This is a genomic window from Salmonella sp. SAL04196 (assembly GCF_046550835.1).
Classification (GTDB): Bacteria; Pseudomonadota; Gammaproteobacteria; order Enterobacterales; family Enterobacteriaceae; genus Salmonella; species Salmonella enterica.
In genome coordinates this window covers 1,831,071-1,854,863 of record NZ_JBGDXE010000001.1, presented here as the reverse complement: position 1 = coordinate 1,854,863, position 23,793 = coordinate 1,831,071, and the positions used below count along the sequence as shown (strand labels likewise).

The 23,793-nt window shown below is 53.7% G+C and carries 19 protein-coding genes; 15 read left to right on the top strand and 4 right to left on the bottom strand.

The window, feature by feature from the left end:
* Positions 1-4 precede the first annotated feature (4 nt).
* Both ACLJPE_RS09315 and ACLJPE_RS09310 read left to right on the top strand, forming a co-directional pair.
* On the top strand, positions 5-229 hold the full coding sequence (locus ACLJPE_RS09315) for a membrane protein (RefSeq protein ID WP_000737124.1): 225 nt from the start codon (positions 5-7) through the stop codon (positions 227-229).
* A 57-nt stretch (positions 230-286) separates the two neighbouring features.
* Positions 287-646 (top strand): DUF4156 domain-containing protein, encoded by a 360-nt coding sequence (locus ACLJPE_RS09310; RefSeq protein WP_000722978.1) that lies wholly within the window; start codon positions 287-289, stop codon positions 644-646.
* 67 nt (positions 647-713) lie between these two features.
* Here the strand turns inward: ACLJPE_RS09310 and mdsC are convergent, their stop codons facing one another.
* The 3 genes from mdsC to mdsA are packed head-to-tail and all read right to left on the bottom strand — an operon-like array spanning position 714 to position 6,578.
* Positions 714-2,171: a multidrug efflux transporter outer membrane subunit MdsC gene (gene mdsC, locus ACLJPE_RS09305; RefSeq protein WP_023214871.1), complete on the bottom strand. Its 1,458-nt coding sequence runs from the start codon at positions 2,169-2,171 to the stop codon at positions 714-716.
* A gap of 16 nt (positions 2,172-2,187) precedes the next feature.
* Positions 2,188-5,355, bottom strand: a complete 3,168-nt coding sequence (gene mdsB / locus ACLJPE_RS09300; protein ID WP_000673153.1) for a multidrug efflux RND transporter permease subunit MdsB — start codon at positions 5,353-5,355, stop codon at positions 2,188-2,190.
* Positions 5,352-6,578: a multidrug efflux RND transporter periplasmic adaptor subunit MdsA gene (gene mdsA / locus ACLJPE_RS09295; RefSeq protein ID WP_023212881.1), complete on the bottom strand. Its 1,227-nt coding sequence runs from the start codon at positions 6,576-6,578 to the stop codon at positions 5,352-5,354. The genes mdsB and mdsA overlap by 4 nt, the downstream gene beginning before the upstream one ends.
* A 276-nt stretch (positions 6,579-6,854) precedes the next feature.
* Here mdsA and golT point away from each other — a divergent pair, with 276 nt between their 5' ends.
* The 13 genes from golT (at position 6,855) to foxA (ending at position 23,065) form a co-directional block, all read left to right on the top strand.
* Complete coding sequence (golT, locus tag ACLJPE_RS09290; RefSeq protein ID WP_039514457.1) at positions 6,855-9,143, top strand: gold/copper-translocating P-type ATPase GolT; 2,289 nt, start codon at positions 6,855-6,857, stop codon at positions 9,141-9,143.
* 11 nt (positions 9,144-9,154) lie between these two features.
* Positions 9,155-9,619 (top strand): Au(I) sensor transcriptional regulator GolS, encoded by a 465-nt coding sequence (gene golS, locus ACLJPE_RS09285; protein ID WP_001020583.1) that lies wholly within the window; start codon positions 9,155-9,157, stop codon positions 9,617-9,619.
* A gap of 77 nt (positions 9,620-9,696) precedes the next feature.
* Entirely contained in the window at positions 9,697-9,891 is a 195-nt protein-coding gene (gene golB / locus ACLJPE_RS09280) for a gold resistance metallochaperone GolB (RefSeq protein WP_001159470.1), read from the top strand.
* Positions 9,892-10,182: 291 nt separating this feature from the next.
* Complete coding sequence (locus tag ACLJPE_RS09275) at positions 10,183-11,436, top strand: MFS transporter (protein WP_000288504.1); 1,254 nt, start codon at positions 10,183-10,185, stop codon at positions 11,434-11,436.
* Positions 11,437-11,624: 188 nt separating this feature from the next.
* Complete coding sequence (locus tag ACLJPE_RS09270) at positions 11,625-13,583, top strand: site-specific DNA-methyltransferase (RefSeq protein WP_000910365.1); 1,959 nt, start codon at positions 11,625-11,627, stop codon at positions 13,581-13,583.
* 9 nt (positions 13,584-13,592) lie between these two features.
* Positions 13,593-16,565: a type III restriction-modification system endonuclease gene (locus ACLJPE_RS09265; protein ID WP_077917726.1), complete on the top strand. Its 2,973-nt coding sequence runs from the start codon at positions 13,593-13,595 to the stop codon at positions 16,563-16,565.
* Positions 16,566-16,841: 276 nt separating this feature from the next.
* Positions 16,842-16,943 carry a small effector SsaA gene (gene ssaA / locus ACLJPE_RS09260; protein ID WP_000934834.1) on the top strand — a complete coding sequence of 34 codons (102 nt, stop codon included), beginning with the start codon at positions 16,842-16,844 and terminating at the stop codon, positions 16,941-16,943.
* 116 nt (positions 16,944-17,059) lie between these two features.
* Positions 17,060-18,463 (top strand): cytochrome ubiquinol oxidase subunit I, encoded by a 1,404-nt coding sequence (locus tag ACLJPE_RS09255; protein WP_000393711.1) that lies wholly within the window; start codon positions 17,060-17,062, stop codon positions 18,461-18,463.
* Entirely contained in the window at positions 18,460-19,470 is a 1,011-nt protein-coding gene (cydB, locus tag ACLJPE_RS09250; RefSeq protein WP_039514453.1) for a cytochrome d ubiquinol oxidase subunit II, read from the top strand. The genes ACLJPE_RS09255 and cydB overlap by 4 nt, the downstream gene beginning before the upstream one ends.
* Positions 19,416-19,601 carry a DUF2474 domain-containing protein gene (locus tag ACLJPE_RS09245; protein WP_305954967.1) on the top strand — a complete coding sequence of 62 codons (186 nt, stop codon included), beginning with the start codon at positions 19,416-19,418 and terminating at the stop codon, positions 19,599-19,601. The genes cydB and ACLJPE_RS09245 overlap by 55 nt, the downstream gene beginning before the upstream one ends.
* Positions 19,520-19,711, top strand: coding sequence for a hypothetical protein (locus ACLJPE_RS09240; protein ID WP_229023495.1), 192 nt, complete (start codon positions 19,520-19,522; stop codon positions 19,709-19,711). The genes ACLJPE_RS09245 and ACLJPE_RS09240 overlap by 82 nt, the downstream gene beginning before the upstream one ends.
* Positions 19,712-19,806: 95 nt before the next feature.
* Positions 19,807-20,811, top strand: coding sequence for a ferrioxamine uptake transcriptional regulator FoxR (foxR, locus tag ACLJPE_RS09235; protein ID WP_039514451.1), 1,005 nt, complete (start codon positions 19,807-19,809; stop codon positions 20,809-20,811).
* A 145-nt stretch (positions 20,812-20,956) separates the two neighbouring features.
* Positions 20,957-23,065: a ferrioxamine B receptor FoxA gene (foxA, locus tag ACLJPE_RS09230; RefSeq protein WP_001127717.1), complete on the top strand. Its 2,109-nt coding sequence runs from the start codon at positions 20,957-20,959 to the stop codon at positions 23,063-23,065.
* 40 nt (positions 23,066-23,105) lie between these two features.
* Here the strand turns inward: foxA and ACLJPE_RS09225 are convergent, their stop codons facing one another.
* Positions 23,106-23,738, bottom strand: a complete 633-nt coding sequence (locus tag ACLJPE_RS09225; protein WP_000433126.1) for a LysE family transporter — start codon at positions 23,736-23,738, stop codon at positions 23,106-23,108.
* Between the last annotated feature and the right edge of the window lie 55 nt (positions 23,739-23,793).

Here is a 23,793-nt window from a genome sequence, read left to right as displayed (position 1 = left end):
CAAGATGAAAAAGTTAACGATGAGAGAGTGTGAAAGCATCAATCCTACTTTGCTGCTTGCCATTAAGATACTTATCTCGGCGCTTGACGAAAAAACAAAAATAAGGCTCAGAGAGCATATTGAAAAAACTGAACAAGAAATAGCCTCAAGCATACATGATAGCATCATGACAGAGACTTTTCTTCAGCAAATGAAAGACATTCGTTACATCTTAAATATAGTTCCTTGACGGCGTTCAGAAGCAAGAACGCGTTATTATTTAATGATTAATAGACCAGGTATTAGTATGAAAAAGATCTTAGTATGTTTCGTCGGCTTGGCTTTAACCGCATGTAGCGCTAATTCGTTGAATTATGGCGCTGAACAGGTACGGGTGATGACCAGCGAGCCAGGTAAGGAATGCAGCTACTTAGGGGATATCACGGGCAGCCAGGGGAATTTCTTTACCGGTGGCTGGACTTCCAACAGTAACCTGGAAACGGGTGCCCGTAACGACCTGAAAAACAAAGCTTATAAAATGGGCGGAAATACGGTAGTCCTGTTAACCCAGCGTGCAGGCCAGACAGGAAGTTCATGGCACGGTTCGGGCTCAAGCAAACAAACGAATGTCACGTTAAGCGGGAACGTTTATCGTTGCCCTCGTTAACCTTATTTTGCAGGCAATATATGCCTGTTTAGCGCGCGCGCCGCACTGGCGACGCGCGCTATTTGGGCTAACCTTGCTTTTTCTCGCTGTATTCCCGCCAACCGCCGCCTAATGCTTTATACAGATTAATGATATTCAGCTGTTGCATGAGACGTGTGCGTACCAGGCGCTGTTGCGCGCCATAAAGCATACGATGGGTATCAAGCAGCGTAAGGTAGTCATCGATGCCTTCCTGAAAACGGAGTCCGGCCAGCTCATAGGCGATTTGACTGGCTTCAACCGCGCGTTGTTCTGATTGCACCTGGTCATTCAGCGTACGCTGTCCCGCCAGACCATCCGCCACGTCGCGAAAGGCTTGCTGAATAACGTTTTCATACCTGGCGATTTCAATCTGTTTTTGGACATGCGCCCTATCCAGGTCAGCGCGTAATGCGCCGCCGTGAAAGAGAGGCAAGGTGATTTGCGGTAGAAAACGCCAGCTTCCCGATCCCGGTTCAAAGAGTCCGCTAAGAGACGCGCTGGCCGTTCCCGCCGTGCCTGTCAGGCTGATGGTCGGGAAGAAGGCGGCGCGCGCTGCGCCTATTCTGGCGTTTGCGCCGCGCAGCCTGTACTCGGCGGCGCGAATATCCGGGCGGCGTACCAGCAGATCTGACGGTAATCCGCCTGGCAGAGTGGTCGGGATCGTGCCTTCCGTAAGCGTGACCGCCTCGTTTAGTCGACGCGACAGTTCAGGCGTGAGCGGCTGGCCCAACAGCAATTCCAGCGCGTTACGATCCCGCGCCAACTGTCGCGTATACGCCGCGCGATTGATTTCGGCAGAACGCAGCGCGATCTCCGCCATACGCAGATCGAGCTGTGTGGCGTTGCCTGTCCGGGCAAGCTGGGTTGTCAATGTGTATGAACTTTTTTGCGCGGCCAGCGTATCTTCGGTTAAGCGCAGCAGCTCCCGGTCAGCCCGTAGCGTCAGCCAGGCGCTGGCGACTTCGGAAACCAGGCTCATTCGCGCCGCAATGTACGTCTCATCAAGCGCCATATAGGCGGCTAATGCCTGGTCGCTAAGGCTTCGCACTCGCCCCCAGAGATCCAGTTCCCAGGCCGTCGTCGCCCCAGCCATCTCGTAGCGTCGGTTAATCTCAGGCTCGTCCGTGACGCTGAGATCGGCGGGAGTGCGACCGGCGTCCATGGCGGTGGCGATGCCGAGCGTCGGCAGCATCTCCGCGCGCTGAATACGGTATAACGCCCGGGCGGCTTCAACATTGAGCCCTGCCTTGCGTAAATCCCGATTATTGCGTAACGCGATCGCGATCAGTTCCTGTAGAAGCGGATCGTGGAAGAAATCACGCCAGCCAATGTCAGCGGCATCCGGCGCGCCAGAAACGGTTGACGTTGCGTAGGGATAGACCATCGCAGTCGGCGATGGGGGGCGTTCGTGCTTCGGCGCCATCGTACAGCCAGCAAGCGTGGTGACGAAAGCAAGCGTCGCCAGCGTGGCGGTCTGCCGATAGCCTGTAAAAGTGATCTTCATTATGCCATTCCCATCATTATGCTTGCTGATCATGTGAATCAACGCGGTTCTCACGCTTTAATGCCATCCTGCGAACCACCACGTAAAATACAGGCGTCAATAACAGGCCAAAGAGCGTGACGCCCAACATTCCGGCAAACACGGCGATGCCCATCGCATGTCGCATTTCCGCGCCGGCACCCGTCGCGAGTACCAGCGGTACTACGCCTGCGATAAAGGCGAATGAGGTCATCAGGATAGGACGTAGACGCAGGCGTGACGCTTCCAGCACGGCGGTCAGCGGGTCTGCGCCGTCGTGTTCTTTGGCGCGGGCAAACTCGACAATCAAAATGGCGTTCTTGGCCGCCAGGCCGACCAGCACCACGAAACCAATCTGCGTAAAGATATTGTTATCTCCGCCAGATACCCACACGCCGACAATGGCTGAGAGTAATGACATAGGCGCAATAAGCAGGACGGCGAAGGGCAGCGACCAACTGTTATACTGCGCCGCCAGGATCAGGAAGGCCAACAACACCGCCAGCGCAAAGATAGCAAGCGCGGAGTTGCCGGCCTGTTTTTCCTGATAAACCAGATCGGTCCATTCGAAGACCATCCCTTCCGGCAACGTTTCACGCACGATCTTTTCAATCGCGTCCGTCGCCTGTCCGGAGGAGAAGCCCGGAGCCGGTCCACCGCTAATATCTACCGAGGGGAAGCCGTTGTAATGGATGATTCTGTCCGGCCCCGACTGGCGCATAATCGTGACGAAAGCGCTAAGCGGGATCATCTCGCCCTTCGCATTGCGGACTTTAAGCAGGCCGATATCCTCTTGCTGCATACGGAATGGCGCATCGGCCTGCGCCATCACCCGCCAGGTACGGCCAAATCGGTTGAAATCGTTGACGTAAAGCGATCCGAGGTTAATTTGCAACGTTTCAAAGATGTCGGTGAGCGATACCCCCATTGATTTCGCCTTCACCCGGTCGATATCCACCTGTAATTGCGGGGCGTTCGTCTGGAAACTGGCCAGCATATTGGCCAGTTCGGGCGTCTGCATCGCCTTAGACATAATCTCGCTTTGCACCTTTGTCATCGCTTCAAATCCCAGTTCCGCACGATCTTCAATCTGCAATTTAAAGCCGCCCGTCGCGCCAAGCCCTGGAACCGGCGGCGGCGGGAAGATGCCAATAAACCCGTCGGGAATGTGGCTAAATTTGTGCATTAGCTTTCCGGCGATAGCGTTAGCGGAAAGTGAAGGATCTTCACGCTCGTCAAAGGGTTTCAGCATGGCGAACATCAGCGCCGAATTTGGCACATTTACCGGGCCGTTAACCGACAGACCGGGGAAGACAACGACGCTTTCAACGCCGGGTTCCGCCAGCGCGATAGCGGACATCTGTTTTACGACCGCCTCTGTGCGATCCAACGATGCGCCGCTTGGGAGCTGGGCGATGCCGACGAGATAGTATTTATCCTGCGCAGGCACAAACCCGTTCGGCACCTGATGGAAGCCAAGCCAGGTCAGCCCCACAAAGCCAGCATAGAGCACCATCACAATGACGCTGCCGCGCACGGCCCGACGGACGGCGCTAACATAGCGGTTCGACGCGCTGTCGAAGAAACGGTTAAAGCGATGGAAAAAACCGCCAGTGACCGTGCCCATCAACCGCGTTAGCCAGTCAGCCTTCGCAGTATCGTGGTGCGGTCTTAGCAAAATGGCGGCCAGCGCAGGGGAGAGCGTCAGCGAGTTAATGGCCGAAAGGATGGTCGAAATAGCGATGGTCAACGCGAACTGACGATAAAACTCACCCTGCAGGCCCGCCAGGAATGCGGAAGGGATAAAGACTGCCGTTAGCACCGAGGTAATAGAAAGAATGGGACCAGTGACTTCATCCATCGCCTTCTTTGCCGCCTCTCCGGGGCTTTTGCCCTGCGAGATATGACGTTCCACGTTTTCGACCACAACGATGGCGTCATCGACAACGATACCTATCGACAGGACCAAACCAAACAGCGAAAGCGTATTCAGCGAAAAGCCAAACAGGTGCATCAAGGCAAAGGTGCCGACCAGCGAAACGGGAACCGCCACCAGAGGAATAATGGACGCCCGCCAGGTTTGCAGGAACAGCACCACGACAAGGACGACCAGCACGAGGGCTTCCAGCAAGGTAATCGCCACCGATTGTAGCGATGCGCGCACGAAGACCGTAGGATCATAGGCAATCCGGTATTCGATATCCTGCGGGAAGTTTTGCTGCAACTCATCCATTTTGCCGCGAATCGCGTTAGACACGTCAATCGCATTGGCGCCCGGACTTTGAATAATCTGTAACGCTGGCGCCGCTTCGCCATTCAGTAAACTGCGCAGCGTATAGGCATCTGCGCCCAGCGTGACGCGGGCGACATCACGCAGTCGCGTCACCTCGCCGTCAGCGCCGATTTTTACCACAATCTCGCCGAACTGTTCTTCGCTGGTCAGGCGGCCCAGCGTGTTTACTGTCATCTGAAAAGCGGCGGAGGCCTCCGGCTGTTGCCCGACGGAACCGGCGGCGACCTGTACGTTTTGTTCCCGCAACGCCGTAACGATATCACTGGCGGTAAGACCGCGGTTGGCGATTTTCGCCGGGTCCAGCCAGACGCGCATGGCGTACTCGCCCGCGCCCCAGACGAGAACATCGCCGACGCCGGGTAAACGGGCCAGCTCGTCGCGAACCTGCCGGATGGCGAAGTTAGACAGGTAAAGCGAGTCATAGCGTTTTTGCGGCGAGACAAGATGGACCACCATCAACATATCGGGGGACGTTTTCTCCGTTACAACGCCAATTCGCTGGACTTCTTCGGGCAGGCGAGGCAGCGCGCGGGATACCCGGTTTTGCACCTGAATTTGCGCCATATCAGGATCGGTTCCCTGTTCGAAGGCGATAGAGATAACCATGCGACCATCAATGGCCATCTGGGTATTCATATACAACATGCCGTCAACGCCGTTGATCACCTGTTCCAGCGGCGCGGCTACCGTATCGGCAATCACTTGCGGGTTAGCGCCGGGGTAGCTGGCGCTAACCTGTACCGTGGGCGGCGTAACGGCCGGATATTCACTCAGCGGCAGTTTTAAAAAGGCGATAGCGCCAGCCAGCAGCATTAACAGCGACAGGACGATGGCGAAGATGGGCCGTGCGATGAAAAAGTGGGTGAATTTCATTGGCGCACCGCCTTCGACGCACTGTCGCCGTCCGCTTTAGTCAATGTCGCGGTCTGTTTATCGGGCATATTCTGCCGCATCGGCACCAGACGCGGCGCAACGGTCATGCCAGGACGCACCAGCCCCTTGAGGATGATTTTTTCTCCCGGCTGTACTCCCTGTGTAACGACGCGGAGTCCATCGACCATTTGTCCCAACTCAACCGGACGATACTCCACCTGATTCTCCTTGCCGACGATCAGCACATAGTTTTTGCCCTGATCGGCGCTCACCGCCAGATCGTCAATCAGCACGGTTTCCCGCGGCTCGCCGATGGGCAAACTGATTCGGGCAAACAGGCCGGGAGAAAGCATTCCGTCGGGGTCAGGAATCACGGCGCGCGCCCGGATAGTGCCGGTGCTGCGGTTCATCTGATTGCCCATAAAGTCGAGTACGCCCTGATAAGGCAGCCCGTTATCGGTGGTTAACCCCATGTTGACTACCGGTGGATTTTTGTCGGAGCGGGTATGCCGTAACGCCTTCAGCCAGGTGGCTTCGTCAATATCGAAATACACATACATGGGATTGTGAGACACGATAGTCGTCAAAAGCGTGGCGTTACCCGCTACGCCGCCGCTGACCAGATTGCCCCGGGTCACCAGTATGCGGTCAACGCGTCCGGCAATGGGCGCTGTAATACGGGTCCAGGAGAGTTCAAGGCGCGCTGCGGCGACGGCGGCTTTGGCCGATTGCATCTGCGCCTGTCGCGCATTACGCGTGGCGGTGACATCGTCAGCGTTTTTACGTGATACGGCGCCGCTGGCGACCAGTCGTTGAATGCGATCGAAATCCGCCTGCGCCTGGCGGGCCAGTACTTCAGCCTGACGTAATTGCGCGACGGCGGTGTCGAGGGCGACCTCGAACGGGCGCGGATCGATCTGGAACAGCAGTTGTCCGCGGCTTACCAGACGTCCTTCCGGAACGCTGACGGCGTCAAGGGTTCCTCCCACGCGCGAACGCAGCTCTACGGTCTCCGGCGCGGCCAGAAAACCGGTGAATTCCGCCGTAGGCGCGAGTGTGCGGCTAAGGGCTTTAGCAACCGGTACCGACGGTGGAGGCGGTGCGCTGGCCGGTGGTCCGACGGCGTTGTCTTTATCCCATAGTGCTTCGCCGGCAATGTAAATCACGCCCCCGATGGCGGCGATGACGCCGGCTATCAACATAATTTTGAATGTTCTACGCATGTCGTTTCCCTCTTTACCGCAGCGTGTCGGCCATTCCGCAACGCTGCCGCAGAATTTTTGGCAAAGGCTAGGCGTTACAACGAAGGAAAGGTCAAGCGTTCCTGACGGGTTTTTACGGGGCGTGGGTCGGCATCGTGGCGTAAATGTCTCGCATCATCCTCTTTTATGAGCCATCTCACATTCTCGCCGAACCGTGCAGCCTGAATACGCTTGACCTTCCCACAATGGCAAGCTTTAGGCTTTCTGATACCGAATAGTCAGGATGGGGAACTCGTCATGAGTCAGTCAGAAAATCGTCACGACACGATAAGCTTGCTTATTGAAGGTATGACCTGCGCGTCGTGCGTCGCTCGCGTTGAAAAAGGTATTAAGGCTGTGCCTGGCGTAACGGACGCTACGGTGAATCTGGCGACGGAGCGCGCCACCGTCCGCGGGACGGCGTCGGCGGAGGCGGTGATCGCGGCGATTGAAAAAACGGGGTATGAGGCGCGACCGGTAGAGACGGCGGGGCAGGGCGAAGACGACTCTGAAGAGAAAAAAGAGGCCGAGCGCGTCAGGCTGAAGCGCGATCTGATTCTCGCCAGCGTGCTGGCGCTCCCCGTTTTTGTGCTTGAAATGGGTTCGCACCTTATTCCTGGTATGCACGAGTGGGTGATAAAAACGATTGGCCTGCAACAAAGCTGGTACTGGCAATTTGCACTGACCCTGTTGGTGCTGACGATCCCCGGTCGCCGTTTTTACCTTAAAGGGTTCCCGGCGCTGGCGCGTCTGGCGCCGGACATGAACTCGCTGGTCGCCGTGGGAACCTCAGCGGCATTCGGCTACTCGCTGGTGGCGACCTTTACGCCCGACCTGTTGCCTGAAGGGACGGTAAACGTCTATTACGAGGCCGCCGCAGTGATTGTCGCGCTTATTCTGCTGGGGCGCTTTCTGGAGGCAAGGGCGAAGGGGCGGACTTCCGAAGCGATTAAACGTCTGGTGGGGCTACAGGCGCGGGTCGCGCATGTGTTACGCGAGGGCCGCATCGTGGATATCCCTGTCGACGAGGTTGTGCTTGGCGACTGTGTGGAGGTTCGGCCAGGCGAGCGGATACCGGTTGACGGCGAAGTGACCGAAGGCCGCAGCTTCGTTGACGAGTCGATGATTACCGGCGAACCGATACCGGTAGAGAAATCCGCAGGAAGCGCGGTGGTGGGCGGTACCGTAAACCAAAAAGGCGCGCTCACGCTGCGGGCGACCGCCGTCGGCGGACAGACCATGCTGGCGCAAATCATTCGTCTGGTGGAACAGGCGCAGGGTTCAAAACTGCCGATTCAGGCCGTCGTGGATAAAGTGACGCTGTGGTTTGTCCCAATGGTAATGCTTATTGCTGCGCTGACCTTTGTGGTATGGCTGGCGTTTGGGCCGTCGCCAGCGCTGACTTTCGCTCTGATCAATGGCGTTGCGGTTCTGATTATCGCCTGTCCTTGCGCGATGGGCCTGGCGACGCCGACCTCCATTATGGTGGGAACCGGTCGTGGGGCGGAAATGGGCGTGCTTTTCCGTAAGGGGGAGGCGTTACAGCTACTCAAAGACGCTAAGGTGGTGGCCGTAGACAAAACCGGGACGCTTACCGAAGGCCGCCCGGTACTGACCGATCTCAACGTGGCCAGCGGCTTTGAACGCCGTGAGGTGCTGGCGAAAGTCGCGGCGGTAGAATCGCGCTCAGAGCATCCGATTGCCCGTGCGATTGTCGTGTCGGCAGAAGAGGAAGGGATCGCGCTACCAGGCATGAGCGGCTTCGAATCGGTGACCGGGATGGGCGTATACGCTACCGTTGACGGTACGCGTGTTGACGTGGGGGCCGATCGCTATATGCACGAAATTAGCGTGGATATTAGCGGCTTCGCCACCACCGCCGAACGGTTAGGACAGGAAGGGAAATCGCCGCTCTATGCGGCTATTGACGGTCAACTGGCGGCGATTATCGCCGTGGCCGATCCGATCAAACCCAGTACGCCCGCCGCAATTAACGCTTTACATCAGCTCGGCATTAAGGTCGCCATGATCACTGGCGATAATGCCCGCACGGCACAGGCTATCGCCAGACAGTTAGGGATTGATAACGTGGTCGCCGAGGTATTGCCAGAAGGGAAAGTCGAGGCGATACGGCGCCTGAAAGCGGCGTATGGGCAGGTGGCGTTTGTCGGCGATGGCATCAACGATGCGCCAGCGCTGGCGGAGTCCGACGTGGGGCTGGCGATTGGCACCGGCACCGATGTGGCGGTGGAATCCGCTGACGTCGTACTAATGTCCGGCAACCTGCAAGGCGTGCCGAATGCTATCGCGCTGTCTAAAGCGACCATCCGCAATATCCACCAGAATCTGTTCTGGGCCTTTGCTTACAATACGGCGCTGATTCCTGTCGCGGCAGGCGCGCTATTTCCGGTCTGGGGCATATTATTGTCACCGGTATTCGCCGCAGGGGCGATGGCGATGTCGAGCGTGTTCGTGCTGGGCAACGCTTTGCGGCTGCGCCGTTTCCGGGCGCCGATGGCAACCCCATCCGATACATCCACGACATGAGGAGGAGCGTCATGAACATCGGTAAAGCAGCTAAAGCATCGAAAGTCTCGGCCAAAATGATTCGCTACTATGAACAGATTGGTCTGATTCCCGCGGCAAGTCGGACGGATTCCGGCTATCGGGCCTATACCCAGGCTGATGTTAATCAATTGCATTTTATACGCCGCGCGCGCGATCTCGGCTTTTCAGTTGCTGAAATCAGCGACTTACTGAATCTTTGGAATAACCAGTCGCGGCAAAGCGCTGACGTCAAACGCCTGGCGCAGACGCACATTGATGAACTGGACAGACGTATCCAGAACATGCAGCACATGGCGCAAACCCTCAAAGCGCTGATTCACTGCTGCGCCGGCGACGCGCTGCCAGATTGCCCCATTCTGCATACGCTTGGACAACCTGACGATAGCGAGCCGGAGGCGCGTACCGGAGCGGTATTGCGTCGTCCTCGTCGCCACGGACTGGCAAAGCGTCTGTAAGTCCTGAGATTACGCTTGACCTTCCAACACTGGCAAGGCCCAGACTGGCAACAGTTCCCACACAAAAGGAGTTCACTATGCAGTTCCATATTGATGACATGACCTGCGGCGGCTGCGCCAGTACGGTAAAAAAGACGATTCTGACTCTCGATGCTAATGCGACGGTGAGAACCGACCCGGCGACGCGTCTGGTTGACGTTGAAACATCGCTATCCGCGGAGCAAATTGCCGCCGCCCTGCAAAAGGCCGGTTTCCCGCCGCGCGAGAGGTAATCGGCAATGGCGATCGGTCTGGCGACAGGCCGGTCGCGATACGCTAGCCACGCTTCGCTTTTCTTTGTGTGAGATAATCCCCATAAAAAATGTGACAAATCATGTGCCAGTAAGCTTTGTTAATAATATGTAATGATTTGTCTATTTTTGCTAACATTTTACCTGCTATATACAAAAAGATAACAAATAAGTAGCGCAACGCTACCTTGTTACGTCGCTTTGACGACGGGAGCGCTCCAGCGTTTCGCCGCTTCAAAGCTTGATGTTATTTTTTGATGCAGGACACTACCTATGTACACCCCCCTGAACTGGACGACGACACAACGACATGTGGCGTTTGCCAGCTTTACCAGTTGGATGCTGGATGCGTTTGATTTCTTTATCCTTGTCTTTGTACTTAGCGATCTCGCCGAATGGTTTCACGCTTCCGTATCGGACGTTTCCATTGCGATTATGCTGACCCTGGCGGTACGTCCCATTGGCGCGCTGCTATTTGGCCGAATGGCGGAAAAGTATGGACGTCGACCGATACTGATGCTCAATATTCTGTTCTTTACGGTATTTGAACTGCTTTCCGCCTGGTCGCCCACCTTCATGGCATTTCTGATTTTTCGGGTCATGTACGGCGTGGCGATGGGCGGGATATGGGGCGTCGCGTCATCACTGGCGATGGAAACCATTCCCGATCGTTCGCGTGGCCTGATGTCGGGCATTTTTCAGGCGGGCTATCCCTGCGGCTATCTGTTCGCCTCGGTTATTTTTGGCCTCTTCTACAGTATGGTAGGCTGGCGCGGTATGTTCCTGATTGGCGCCCTGCCTGTTGTCTTGCTGCCTTATATCTGGTTTAAAGTGCCGGAATCCCCCGTCTGGCTGGCGGCCAGAGCGCGTAAAGAGAATACCGCGCTGCTTCCTGTTCTGCGCAAACAGTGGAAGTTGTGTCTGTATCTGGTGCTGGTCATGGCGTTCTTTAATTTTTTCAGTCACGGCACGCAGGATCTCTATCCTACCTTCCTGAAGATGCAGCATGGTTTTGATCCGCATCTGATCAGTATCATTGCGATTTTTTATAACATTGCCGCCATGCTCGGCGGTATTTTCTACGGTACGCTATCGGAACGTATTGGGCGTAAAAAAGCGATCATGATCGCCGCCTTTCTTGCGCTTCCGGTACTCCCGCTATGGGCATTTTCCAGCGGATCATTCACGATTGGTCTGGGCGCGTTCCTGATGCAGTTTATGGTGCAGGGCGCCTGGGGAGTCGTACCGACCTGGCTGAACGAGCTGGTTCCGGCGAATGCGCGTGCCGTGCTGCCAGGGTTTGTTTACCAACTGGGTAATTTACTGGCGTCGGTTAATGCGACGTTACAGGCCCGCATCGCGGAAACGCATGGTGGCAATTACGGGTTGGCAATGGCGATCGTGGCTGGCGCGGTGGCTATTTTAATCTGTGTATTTGTGGCATTTGGTCGCGAGACCCGGGGAGTCGTCATCTCCGGTACAGATAGCGACGCACTCCCGGAGTCGGCCGTCGGTCATCGCACGTAAACACTACGCTCCTGGCGCATACTGTCGCCGGGAGCACGCCTTCCCCCCGTCGTTTTCACGCCCTTTCAACGAACAACAAAGGTTAATGATGGCATCTGCCTTTCGTGACCATTACAATCATCGCTTACTTTTTTCTTTATAAGAAATTGATTGTTGGACCTTAAAATTGTCAACGGAGCGAAGATATCATGTTGAAAGATAACCAAAAACACAACGAGTCTGTTGCCCCGAATAGCGCCTTTCTGTCTGAGTTACAACGTGCATTACCGGAATTTTTTACCGCCGATCGCTATAACGAGCAGGGCGAACTGATCGCGAAAGGCGGATTTGATCTCGCCAAATTTGAGCGCGCGTTGAAAGCGCGTAATATTGATGAGCTGACTAGCGGTTATCAGATTGATTTTATTGGCAAAGATTACGCAAAAAAACAGGCGGGTGAAAAATCCGTTACCGTTATCGTTCCTGACGTGGAACACAATACTCTGGCAGAAAATAAAAACAGCCATAATCTTTTTCTGACCGGAGATAATCTGGATGTGTTACGCCATCTGCAAAATAATTACGCCGATACCGTCGATATGATCTATATCGATCCCCCTTATAACACCGGGTCGGACGGGTTTGTCTATCCCGATCATTTTGAATATAGCGATCGGGCGTTGCAGGATATGTTTGGTCTTAATGATACTGAACTGGCACGTTTAAAATCCATTCAGGGTAAATCGACGCACTCCGCGTGGTTATCTTTCATGTATCCGCGTCTTTTCCTGGCCAGGAAGCTCCTGAAAGATACCGGATTTATTTTTATCTCTATCGACGATAATGAGTACGCCAATCTTAAATTAATGATGGATGAGATTTTTGGCGAAGGCGGATTTGTCACCAATGTGATGTGGAAGCGCAAAAAAGAGATTTCTAACGACTCTGATAACGTTTCCATCCAGGGGGAATACATTCTTGTTTACGCCAAAACCGGTCAGGGCGCTTTACGTTTAGAACCGCTTTCTAAAGAGTATATTCAGAAATCCTATAAAGAACCGACCGAACAGTTTCCAGAAGGGAAATGGCGCCCGGTGCCGTTAACGGTGTCAAAAGGGCTGAGCGGCGGCGGCTATACCTATAAAATTACCACGCCGAACGGTACGGTACACGAAAGACTATGGGCTTATCCTGAAGCCAGTTACCAAAAACTGGTGGCCGATAATCTGGTCTATTTTGGCAAAGATAATGGCGGTATTCCCCAGCGAGTCATGTACGCGCACCACAGTAAAGGGCAGCCAACGACCAATTACTGGGATAACGTCGCGTCGAATAAAGAGGGGAAAAAGGAGATTCTGGATCTCTTCGGCGACAACGTTTTTGATACGCCGAAACCGACCGCATTATTGAAGAAAATTATCAAGCTCGCCATCGATAAAGACGGCGTCGTTCTGGACTTTTTTGCCGGTTCCGGCACTACGGCCCATGCGGTAATGGCGCTGAATGAAGAAGATGGGGGGCAGCGCACGTTTATTCTGTGTACTATCGATCAGGCATTAAGCAATAACACTATCGCGAAAAAAGCAGGTTATAACACTATTGATGAAATCAGCCGTGAGCGAATTACACGCGTTGCGGCGAAGATCCGCGCCAACAATCCCACGACCAATAGCGACCTCGGTTTTAAACATTATCGTTTTGCCACTCCGACACAGCAGACGCTGGACGATCTGGATAGCTTCGATATTGCTACCGGCCATTTTATCAATACCAGCGGTCAACTGGCCGCTTTCACCGAGTCAGGATTTACCGACATGATCAATCCTTTTTCCGCCAGAGGATTGGGCGTGCCGGGCGGCGCAAGCGGCGAAGAGACCTTATTAACGACATGGCTGGTCGCTGATGGTTACAAAATGGATATTGACGTACAGACCATTTATTTTTCCGGCTATTGCGCCAGGTATGTTGATAATACGCGCCTGTATCTGATTGATGAACGATGGGGAACAGAGCAGACCCGCGATCTTCTCAACCACATTGGTACGCACCAGCTTCCGGTTCAGACTATTGTCATTTACGGCTACTCTTTCGACCTTGAATCCATTCGTGAACTGGAAATCGGCTTAAAACAGCTTGATCAAAAAGTGAACCTGGTGAAGCGTTATTAAGAGGGGATGATGATGAATATTTTACTGGAAGAACTTCCCCATCAGGAACAGGCGTTAGCGGCGATTCTGGCGAGTTTCACCGGTATCGATCACGCGCAGGCCGATCATAATCACTATGCTAATCCGCTGATTAAGGAACGTTACGACGATAAGGCCAATATTGACGTTAAAATGGAGACCGGGACGGGCAAAACCTATGTCTATACCCGGTTGATGTATGAACTGCATCAGAACTACGGCCTCTTCAAATTTGTGCTGGTGGTGCCGACGCCAGCCATTAAAGAAGGCGCGCGGAACTTTATCACCAGCGATTACGCCAGACAGCATTTTTCACAGTTCTACGAAAATACGCGGATGGAACTTTGCACCATTAACGCCGGTGATTTTAAAGTAAAGTCGGGGCGTAAAAATTTTCCGGCCCAGCTATTAAGTTTTACCGATGCCAGCCGTCGTGATAGCCATACGATTCAGGTTTTGCTGATCAATGCGCAAATGCTCAATTCCGCCAGTATGACGCGAGACGATTACGATCAAACGCTCCTGGGCGGACTGACGTCGCCTGTTAAAGGGCTGCAAATGACGCGACCGGTGGTCATTATTGATGAACCGCATCGTTTTGCGCGAGATAACAAATTTTATCGAGCGATTCAGGCCATTCAGCCGCAAATGATCGTCCGCTTTGGCGCTACCTTCCCGGATATTGTCGAAGGTAAGGGTAAAAATAAATGTGTACGTAAAGATTACTATCGCCGGCAACCGCAGTTTGATCTCAACGCGGTGGACAGTTTTAACGATGGTTTGGTGAAAGGTATTGATATTTATTACCCGAATCTCCCCGAAGAACAGGCCAACAATCGTTATATCGTTGACAGCGTCACGGCAAAGAAATTAATCCTCCGACGGGGGGGCAAAATTGCCGAGGTTGGCGTGGGCGAAAATCTCGCCGATGTCGATGCAGGATTTGAAGGCAGTATCGAATATGCCGGCAGTAAAATGTTGTCGAACGATCTGGAGCTGGAGGCAGGGATGGCGCTGGTGCCAGGAACCTTTGGCGCGAGCTACCAGGAACTGATTATTCAGGACGCCATTGATAAGCATTTTGACACCGAGCAGGCAAATTTCTTACGCAGCAATGAGCCAGAAAATAATGCCCCGCGTATTAAGACCTTAAGCCTTTTCTTTATTGACAGTATTAAAAGCTATCGTGATGACGAAGGCTGGTTGAAAGTCACTTTTGAGCGTTTGCTGAAAAAGAAACTGACGCAACTGATTGACGATTATCAGCGCAAGACCCTGCCGCGAGAAGTGGAGTATCTGTCGTTTCTGCAGGCCACGCTCGCCAGCCTGCACTCGGATAACCAAAACGTCCACGCTGGTTACTTTGGCGAAGACCGGGGAAGCGGCGATGAGGCGATCCAGGCTGAAGTAGATGATATTCTGAAAAATAAAGAGAAGTTGCTCAGTTTTTCAGACCATCACGGCAACTGGGAAACGCGCCGCTTTCTGTTTTCAAAATGGACGCTTCGCGAAGGCTGGGATAACCCGAATGTTTTTGTCATTGCTAAATTACGTTCTTCCGGTAGTGAGTCGAGCAAAATTCAGGAAGTGGGGCGCGGTCTGCGGCTACCGGTAGATGAAAACGGTCATCGCGTTCATCAGGAAGAGTGGCCGTCCCGGCTGTCGTTTCTGATTGGTTATGATGAAAAAACGTTTGCCAGTATGCTGGTTGATGAGATTAATCGCGACAGCAAAGTTCAGCTTAACGAGCAGAAACTGGATGAGGCGATGATCACACTCATCGTCACCGAGCGACAAAAAGTCGATCCTGCGTTTACGGAGCTTCGTTTGCTGGAAGATCTGGATGATAAAAAACTGATCAACCGGAGTAATGAGTTTAAACCCAGCGTAACGCTTAACGGGGAAACCAAAAGTGGTTTTGCGTGGCTACTGGAGTTCTACCCTGAGCTGACGCAGGCGCGGGTGCGAGCGGATCGCATTCGTGACAATAAGCCCGCCTCCCGGCTGCGGGTCAGGTTACGCAAAGAGAATTGGGAACAACTTAGCAGTATCTGGGAGCAGTTTTCCCGCCGTTATATGCTGCAATTCGAGCGTAGCGGCGCTTCTCTGGAACAGATTGCCGCCGAGGTGCTGCGCGATCCGGCGCTGTATATACGCCAGAAGCCAAGCCAGGTGCAACAACGGCTGGTATCGAATGAAGATAATGGCCGTTTTGAAGTGGCGCAGCGGGAAGGCGAATTAGCCGCCAGCGAATTTATGGCGGGCATGAAATATGGCCATTTTCTTAAGCAACTGGCGTTACGCACCAGTCTGCCGGTTAACGTCCTGCACCCGGTGTTAATGGCGATGCTGCGTGATGTTTTGCACGGAGATTCACGTTATTTAAGCGAGATCTCGTTGGACAATATGACCCGCGCATTACAGGCGCGGATTAATGCGCATTTTGCGCAGCGCCACGATTATCTGCCTCTCGATTTTCAGGCTTCAACGTCGGTATTTGATTCCACGGCACGGCAGTTCAGAGAGGAGATTAGCGCTGAAATTGTGGGGAAAAATGTGGATGAGAATGCGATAGACGATCCCCGTTCTCTCTATCAAATACCGCCGTTGCGTTATGACAGCGTCGATCCAGAATTGCCGCTATTAAAATACGATTATCCGCAACAGGTTTCTGTGTTTGGCAAACTGCCTAAGCGGGCCATTCAGATCCCCAAATATACGGGAGGCTCTACTACGCCGGATTTTGTGTACCGTATTGAGCGTCAGGACGCCAACAGCGTTTATTTACTGGTTGAAACTAAAGCAGAAAATATGCGCATAGGCGATCAGGTTATTCTTGATGCGCAACGTAAATTCTTCGATATGCTGCGTCGGCAAAATATCAATGTCGAGTTTGTGGAAGCGACCAGCGCGCCGGCGGTATTTTCTACGATCAATGGTTTGATTGAGGGGAAGGTAAACTAACGGGTTTGAATGGACCTTAACGGTTATCTTTTTGATAGACCATATAAAATGGCCGTCGCGCAGCGAGCGTTGCGGTCATTCTCCCTGTGCTAATCCCCCGTCCCGTAAACCGCGTTGACTTGAAGGTTATCGTTTTACGTCTATTCTTAACTTTCAGCTAAGCGTATTTTGCTGAAATTGCAAATAGTCTTGAGGACGCTGTTTTTTTGTTTTGCCGTTATTTTTATAACGGCCTGGTAGATATTGCCGATTGAATGTAACTAAGGGAGACATGTTATGCTAAATAGATACTACCGTTTCGCTGTCGAAAAAGACGACCCCTCCGAAGCGCCAGAGTCGGGCGATAAGCCTGACAGCCAGCCGCAAAAAAAATCGTAATTTATCTGGATATTCCCCGACGTTTTTACGTTTGGGGAAAATAACCGTTTCGTTTCAACCTGGTTGCGAACAGTGAATATTTTACACGAAGTGACTATATATAAACGGGAGGGAACATGGAGTTTGATGCATTCTTTTTAGCGAGACTCCAGTTTGCCTTTACCGTCTCTTTTCATATTATTTTCCCCGCGATTACGATTGGCTTAGCCAGTTACCTGGTGGTACTGGAAGGTTTATGGCTAAAAACGCGTAATCCTGTCTGGCGCTCGCTCTATCAGTTCTGGCTCAAAATTTTTGCCGTCAACTTCGGGATGGGCGTGGTCTCCGGTCTGGTCATGGCTTACCAGTTCGGAACGAACTGGAGCGGTTTCTCCCAGTTCGCCGGCAGTATCACCGGGCCTTTATTAACCTATGAAGTGCTCACCGCATTCTTCCTGGAAGCGGGATTCTTAGGCGTGATGCTTTTTGGCTGGAACAAAGTCGGGCCGGGCCTGCATTTCTTGTCTACCTGTATGGTGGCGTTGGGCACGTTAATGTCGACGTTCTGGATTCTGGCGTCTAACAGCTGGATGCATACCCCGCAGGGATTTGAAATTCACAACGGTCAGGTGGTCCCGGTGGACTGGTTCGCGGTGATTTTCAACCCGTCGTTCCCGTATCGCCTGTTGCATATGTCCGTTGCGGCGTTTTTAAGTAGCGCGATGTTTGTCGGCGCGTCCGCAGCCTGGCATTTACTGAAAGGTAACGATACGCCGGCTATCCGCCGTATGTTCTCGATGGCGTTATGGATGGCGGTCGTGGTGGCGCCCGTTCAGGCATTGATTGGCGATATGCATGGCCTTAACACCCTGAAGCATCAGCCGGTCAAAATCGCCGCGATTGAGGGGCACTGGGAAAATACGCCCGGCGAGCCAACGCCGCTTACGCTGGTAGGCTGGCCGGATATGGAGGCGGAACGGACCCGCTATGCGCTTGAGATCCCGGCGTTGGGCAGTCTGATCCTGACGCATAGCCTGGACAAACAGGTGCCTGCGCTAAAAGATTATCCCAAAGAGGATCGCCCCAACTCTACCGTGGTGTTCTGGTCTTTCCGTCTGATGGTGGGCATGGGCGTACTGATGATCTTCCTGGGGCTGGCCAGCCTGTGGCTACGCTACCGACGCCGACTGTATCATTCGCGGCCCTTTATGCACTTTGCGCTGTGGATGGGGCCGTCCGGGCTTATCGCCATCCTTGCCGGATGGGTGACGACTGAAGTAGGACGTCAGCCATGGGTGGTCTATGGCCTGCTGCGAACGCGTGATGCGGTTTCCGCGCACAGCACCTTGCAGATGAGCATCAGTTTGCTGGCCTTCTTTGTGGTCTATTCCCTGGTCTTTGGGGTTGGCTATATTTATATGATTCGCCTTATCCAGAAAGGGCCGCAGCCGGCGGAGACACCGACCGCTGAAACCGATGGCAGACCCGCGCGTCCTATCTCTGCCGTGGGAGAATCGCTTGAGCAGGAGAAACGCGAATGACCATCGATCTTCCGGTTATCTGGTTTGCTATTATCGTGTTCGCCACGTTGATGTATATCGTAATGGATGGTTTCGATCTGGGCGTCGGTATCCTGTTTCCGTTTATTCGTGATAAACACGATCGCGATGTTATGGTGAACTCAGTCGCGCCGGTATGGGACGGGAACGAAACCTGGCTGGTGCTGGGCGGGGCCGGGCTTTTTGGCGCGTTCCCGTTGGCTTATGCCGTCATCACCGACGCGCTGACTATCCCGCTGGTGGTTATGCTGCTTGGTCTTATCTTTCGCGGCGTTGCTTTTGAATTCCGTCTTAAAGCCACCGAGTCGCATCGCGCGTTCTGGGATAAATCCTTTATCGTCGGGTCAATCCTGGCGACCTTTGCCCAGGGGGTTGTGGTGGGGGCGGTGGTGAGCGGTTTTCAGGTGGAAGGGCGAACCTTTAGCGGTTCGCAGCTTGACTGGCTGACGCCGTTTAATCTGTTCTGCGGCGTCGGTCTGGTTGTCACCTACGCGCTGCTGGGCGCTACCTGGCTGATTATGAAAAGCGAAGATCCGCTGCATAGCCGGATGTGCGCGCTGTCGCGCCCGTTGTTGATCGTCTTGTTGTTGGTGATGGGAGGCGTCAGCGTGTGGACGCCGCTCACCCACGACGACATCGCCGAGCGCTGGTTCACGCTGCCCAATTTATACTACTTCCTGCCGGTGCCTGTGCTGGTGTTGGCTTTTAGCGTCTGGCTATGGCGCAGCGTGAAAAAACCAGAATCCCATGCGCGTCCATTTATTCTCACGCTAGGGTTGATTTTTCTGGGGTTCAGCGGGTTAGGCATCAGTATTTGGCCGAATATTATTCCACCGGATATTTCGCTGTATGCCGCCGCCGCGCCGCCGCAAAGTCAAAGCTTTATGCTGGTTGGGGCGCTGATAATCATCCCGATTATTCTGGCTTATACCTTCTGGAGCTACTACGTCTTCCGTGGAAAAGTGCGACATGGAGAGGGATATCACTGATGGTTAAAGTGAAAAAATGGTCGCGGCGAGTCGTATGGATGGTCGCGATATGGTGCGCCAGCGTGCTTCTGCTGGCGGGCGTCGGAATGTTGTTCAGACTGCTCATGACCTCCGCAGGATTTCGCTCCTGACTGATACCCCCGGACGCGCTTTCGTCGCTGGCGAAAGCGCGTTTTTATCGACAGATCGGCGTTTATCGATCACCTTTGCTCGTCTTATCTCTCCCCTCAATAGCGGTTGATAATTATTCTCATCTTTATTGTCGTTCCCGGGCCGCAGTGATATGGTTACACAGTGGCTAACGCTCTGGTATAACGCAGATAAACGGTATTGATAATGTCTCCGATCTCCTGTCACTCTTCCGCCGCCCCGGCGATGAAAAAGATCTTTTCCGTCAGCGACTTCATCGCGTTTGGCGAGCGTTATGGCATTGATTACCGCTTCCCTGCGCTACCGCAGTATACGCAGAGTAGTCCCGTACTTCATGGCGATATCGAAGAGATAGCGCTTCCCGGCGGGATTTGCATTACACGCTCGGATGTTCACGTGTTACAACCTTATGAAACCACCTCTCGCCATAGCAGTCCGCTGTATATGCTGGTGGTGCTGGAAGGTAACGTCGCGCTGGCTGTCAATGAGCAGACCTTTTTGTTGAGCGCGGGGATGGCGTTTTGCTCGCAACTGAGTGAGCAGCAGACGATACGCGCCCATCACGGCGCAGACAGTAAATTGCGCACCTTGTCGCTGGGAATGTACCCGGACGGCGGATGGCGGGAGCGTTTGCCTGTCTCGCTGGCAGACGAGTGGGAAAATAGCGCAGCCTCGGCGAGGGGCTGGCAGGTGCCGGAGTTTCTGCTTTCAGGGCTACGCTATGCGCAGCAGCCCGGACCTCATGCGGCGTCACGCCAGTTAATGCTGGAAGGCATCATGCTGCAATTGCTGGGCTATGCGCTAAATCTATGTCAGCCCGCAACGCAAAAACGCGGGCTTCCCGTCACCGGTGAATACCAGCGGCTGGAGCTCATTCGGCGTTTACTGGAGCAGACGCCGGAAAAAGCCTACACGCTGAACGAACTGGCGCGTCGGGCGGCAATGAGTCCAAGTAGCCTGCGGTGCAAGTTTCGCCATGCCTATGGGTGTACCGTGTTTGATTATCTGCGCGATTGCCGCCTGGCGCGCGCGCGTCGTTATCTGATGGAGGGATACAGCGTGCAGCAGGCCGCCTGGATGTCAGGCTATCAACATGCCACAAACTTTGCGACGGCATTTCGTCGGCGTTATGGCTGCTCGCCCGGCGAGCTGCGTGACGCGTCTCTGACGGCGTCACGACACTGTGCGTAACGCGCTCCGCCAGAGCGGTAATATCCGCCGCTAACCCGGTTTTCTGCCGCTTTGGGTGATTTTTTATCATTGCGCATAGGCAATCTGGCGTTACGCATAGTGGTCCGTCATCTCTAAAAGGTAATAATTCTTATTTACAATAAAGATGCCTTTGGAGATGTTCATGTTTGCGACAACGCGTATGGCGCTATTGATAGGCGGAGCTATCGGCGGCGCGACTTTTCCTCTTTTTGCCCAGGAAACCACAAAAAATGATACCGTCATTGTCACCTCGCCCGTTCAGAGTGGCGCGACCAAGCTGGCGACGCCAGATATTGAAACGCCGCAGTCGGTATCCATTATTACCCGCCAGCAGTTTGAAGAGCAGGGCGCAACCAGCGTGCGTCAGGCGGTCAGCTACACCCCAGGCGTATACAGTAATCAGATAGGCGCGTCTAACCGCTTTGATTACATCGTATTGCGTGGTTTTTCGGACGGTAGTCTGGATAACGTCTATCTCGACGGGTTAAAAATGATGGGCGACACCAATTCGCACAGTTCGTTGGTGGTTGACCCCTGGTTTCTGGAAGATATCGAGGTGGTACGCGGCCCGGCGTCCGTTCTGTATGGACGTTCATCGCCAGGCGGCATTGTCGCGCTGACGTCGCGAAAACCGGCGTTTGATGCCGGGGGAGAGGTGAAGCTGTTTGCCGGCAATCACAACCAGCGCGGGGCGGCTTTTGATGTGACCGGCCCACTGGATGACAATGAACGTGTGGCGGCGCGTCTTAGCGGCATGACACGTTACGCCGATTCGCAGTTTACCCCCTTGAAAGAGGAACGCTATGCGCTGATGCCGAGCCTGACCTGGCGAATTACCGATCGGACGCGTCTTGATCTTATGGCCTATCTGCACCGTGATCCGGAAGGCGGTAGCCACTCCGGACTGCCTTATCAAGGCACGGTTGTACCTTATAACGGCGGAAAAATTTCTAACACTTTCTTTGAAGGTGAAGATGACTACGACAAATACGATCGCCGTGAAAATATGGTGGGTTATAACATTGAGCATCTGTTCGATAACGGCTGGTCGGTACGGCAAAAATTGCGCTATTTGCATACCAAAGTGACGTTGAATCAGGTCTATGCCGCAGGTTGGTTGAATGAAACGGCGCTGAATCGCGGCTATTCCGGCTCCGGGGAGAAAATGTCGGCTATCGCGCTGGATAATCAGCTCGACGGCAGTGTGGATACCGGGGCGATTAATCATCGTCTGCTGGTGGGGATCGATTATCAGGATCGCAGTAATCATACTACTGGCTATTATGGCGCGTTTCCGCCGATTGACGCTTTCAACCCTGTTTATGGCGCTCAGCCGGATTACATTACGTTGTATAGCCGTGAAAAACATAAGCTACGGCAGACCGGATACTATTTACAGGATCAGATGTCATGGGATCGCTGGCGCTTTACGTTGGGCGGTCGTTACGATCGGGTCAGCGTGTCTAACATCGACAAACTTCATGATTCACGCAGCGATCTCGATAAAAACAACGTCAGCACCCGTGCCGCGTTGCTTTATCTGTTCGACAATGGCGTCGCCCCCTATCTCAGTTATTCCACCGCGTTTACGCCGACCAGCTTCGCCGACGAAAACGGCAATGTGCTGGAACCGATGAAAGGCAAGCAGTGGGAGGCGGGGGTAAAATACGAACCGCTGGGGGGGAACAGCCAGTTTAGCGCCGCCGTGTATCGTATTAACCAGACCAATATCGCGACCAAAGAAGAACCTACCGATCCGTACCGCTCGATTGGTGAAATTGAGTCTAAAGGGGTGGAACTGGAGGCCATTAGCCATTTGTCGGATAGCGTCCGTTTGCAGGCGGCGTATACCTATACTGATATCCGTTATAAGAAAAGTAGCCCGCAAGAGCAGGGTAAGCGCGCGGTTTATGCTCCACGGAACCAGGCCAGCGCCTGGCTAAGCTACGATGTGAAAAGCGGTCTGTTAGAGGGGCTGACTTTGGGCTCCGGCATCCGGTACGTCAACGGCGTGACCAGCGATCGCCTGAATACCCACACATTGCCGTCCTATACACTGGTCGATATGGTGGTAGGGTATGATTTATCCAGCATTGGGTTAAATGGCTTGAGCGCCCAGCTCAACGTAAATAACCTGACGGACAAACGCTATGTCGCTGCCTGTAATTCGCTCTCTTATTGTTATTTTGGCGCCGAGCGTAGCATTGTAGGCAGCGTGTCATGGGCGTTTTGATAACGCTTATCGTCCGGTAGCAAAGGCTACCGGACAAACATTAGCGGTGCGTCACGCCTTCATAGAGAAGTCTGAGCGCAAACATCCCGATAATGGCGCCGATAACACGGCTGGCAATGCGCTGTATTCGTCCATAAGCGCGGCGGACTGCGGGGAGCGAAAAGGCCTGGCTGAGAAAAATACGCCAGATAACGGATGACAGCACAATTCCGGCCCAGGCCATTAACCTTGCCCATGTGGGCGTTTCTGCGCTAAGCGTTACGGAAAAAATACTGATAAAAAACAGTACGGTTTGCGGATTGGATAAATCGGTCATTAATCCCCGGCGAAAGAAAATCGTCCACGGGGCGGCAATCGGCGTCTGGAGCGTGCTCATTTGCGGCGTCGCCTGGTCGCGAATACTGTTCCAGGCGAACCATAATAAATAGGCGCCGCCGACAATTTTGATAAGAGAAAATACCGCTTCGCATTGCGTAATGAGCGTCGCCAGACCGAAAAGCCCCAGCCCGGAATAAAAGGCGTCTCCCGTGGCGACGCCCAGGCCGGTGATGACTCCCGCCCGGCGTCCTGATGCGAGGCTGGTTTGCACCACCACAAACAAATTCGCGCCGGGATTAAAAAAGGTTAACACAAACAGACTGACGGTAAGCACAACGGCATGAAACGGCTCCATAGGCAACTCTTCTCTTAGCCTCAAGAAATAACCTTCATCTTATTAATAGTCAAAC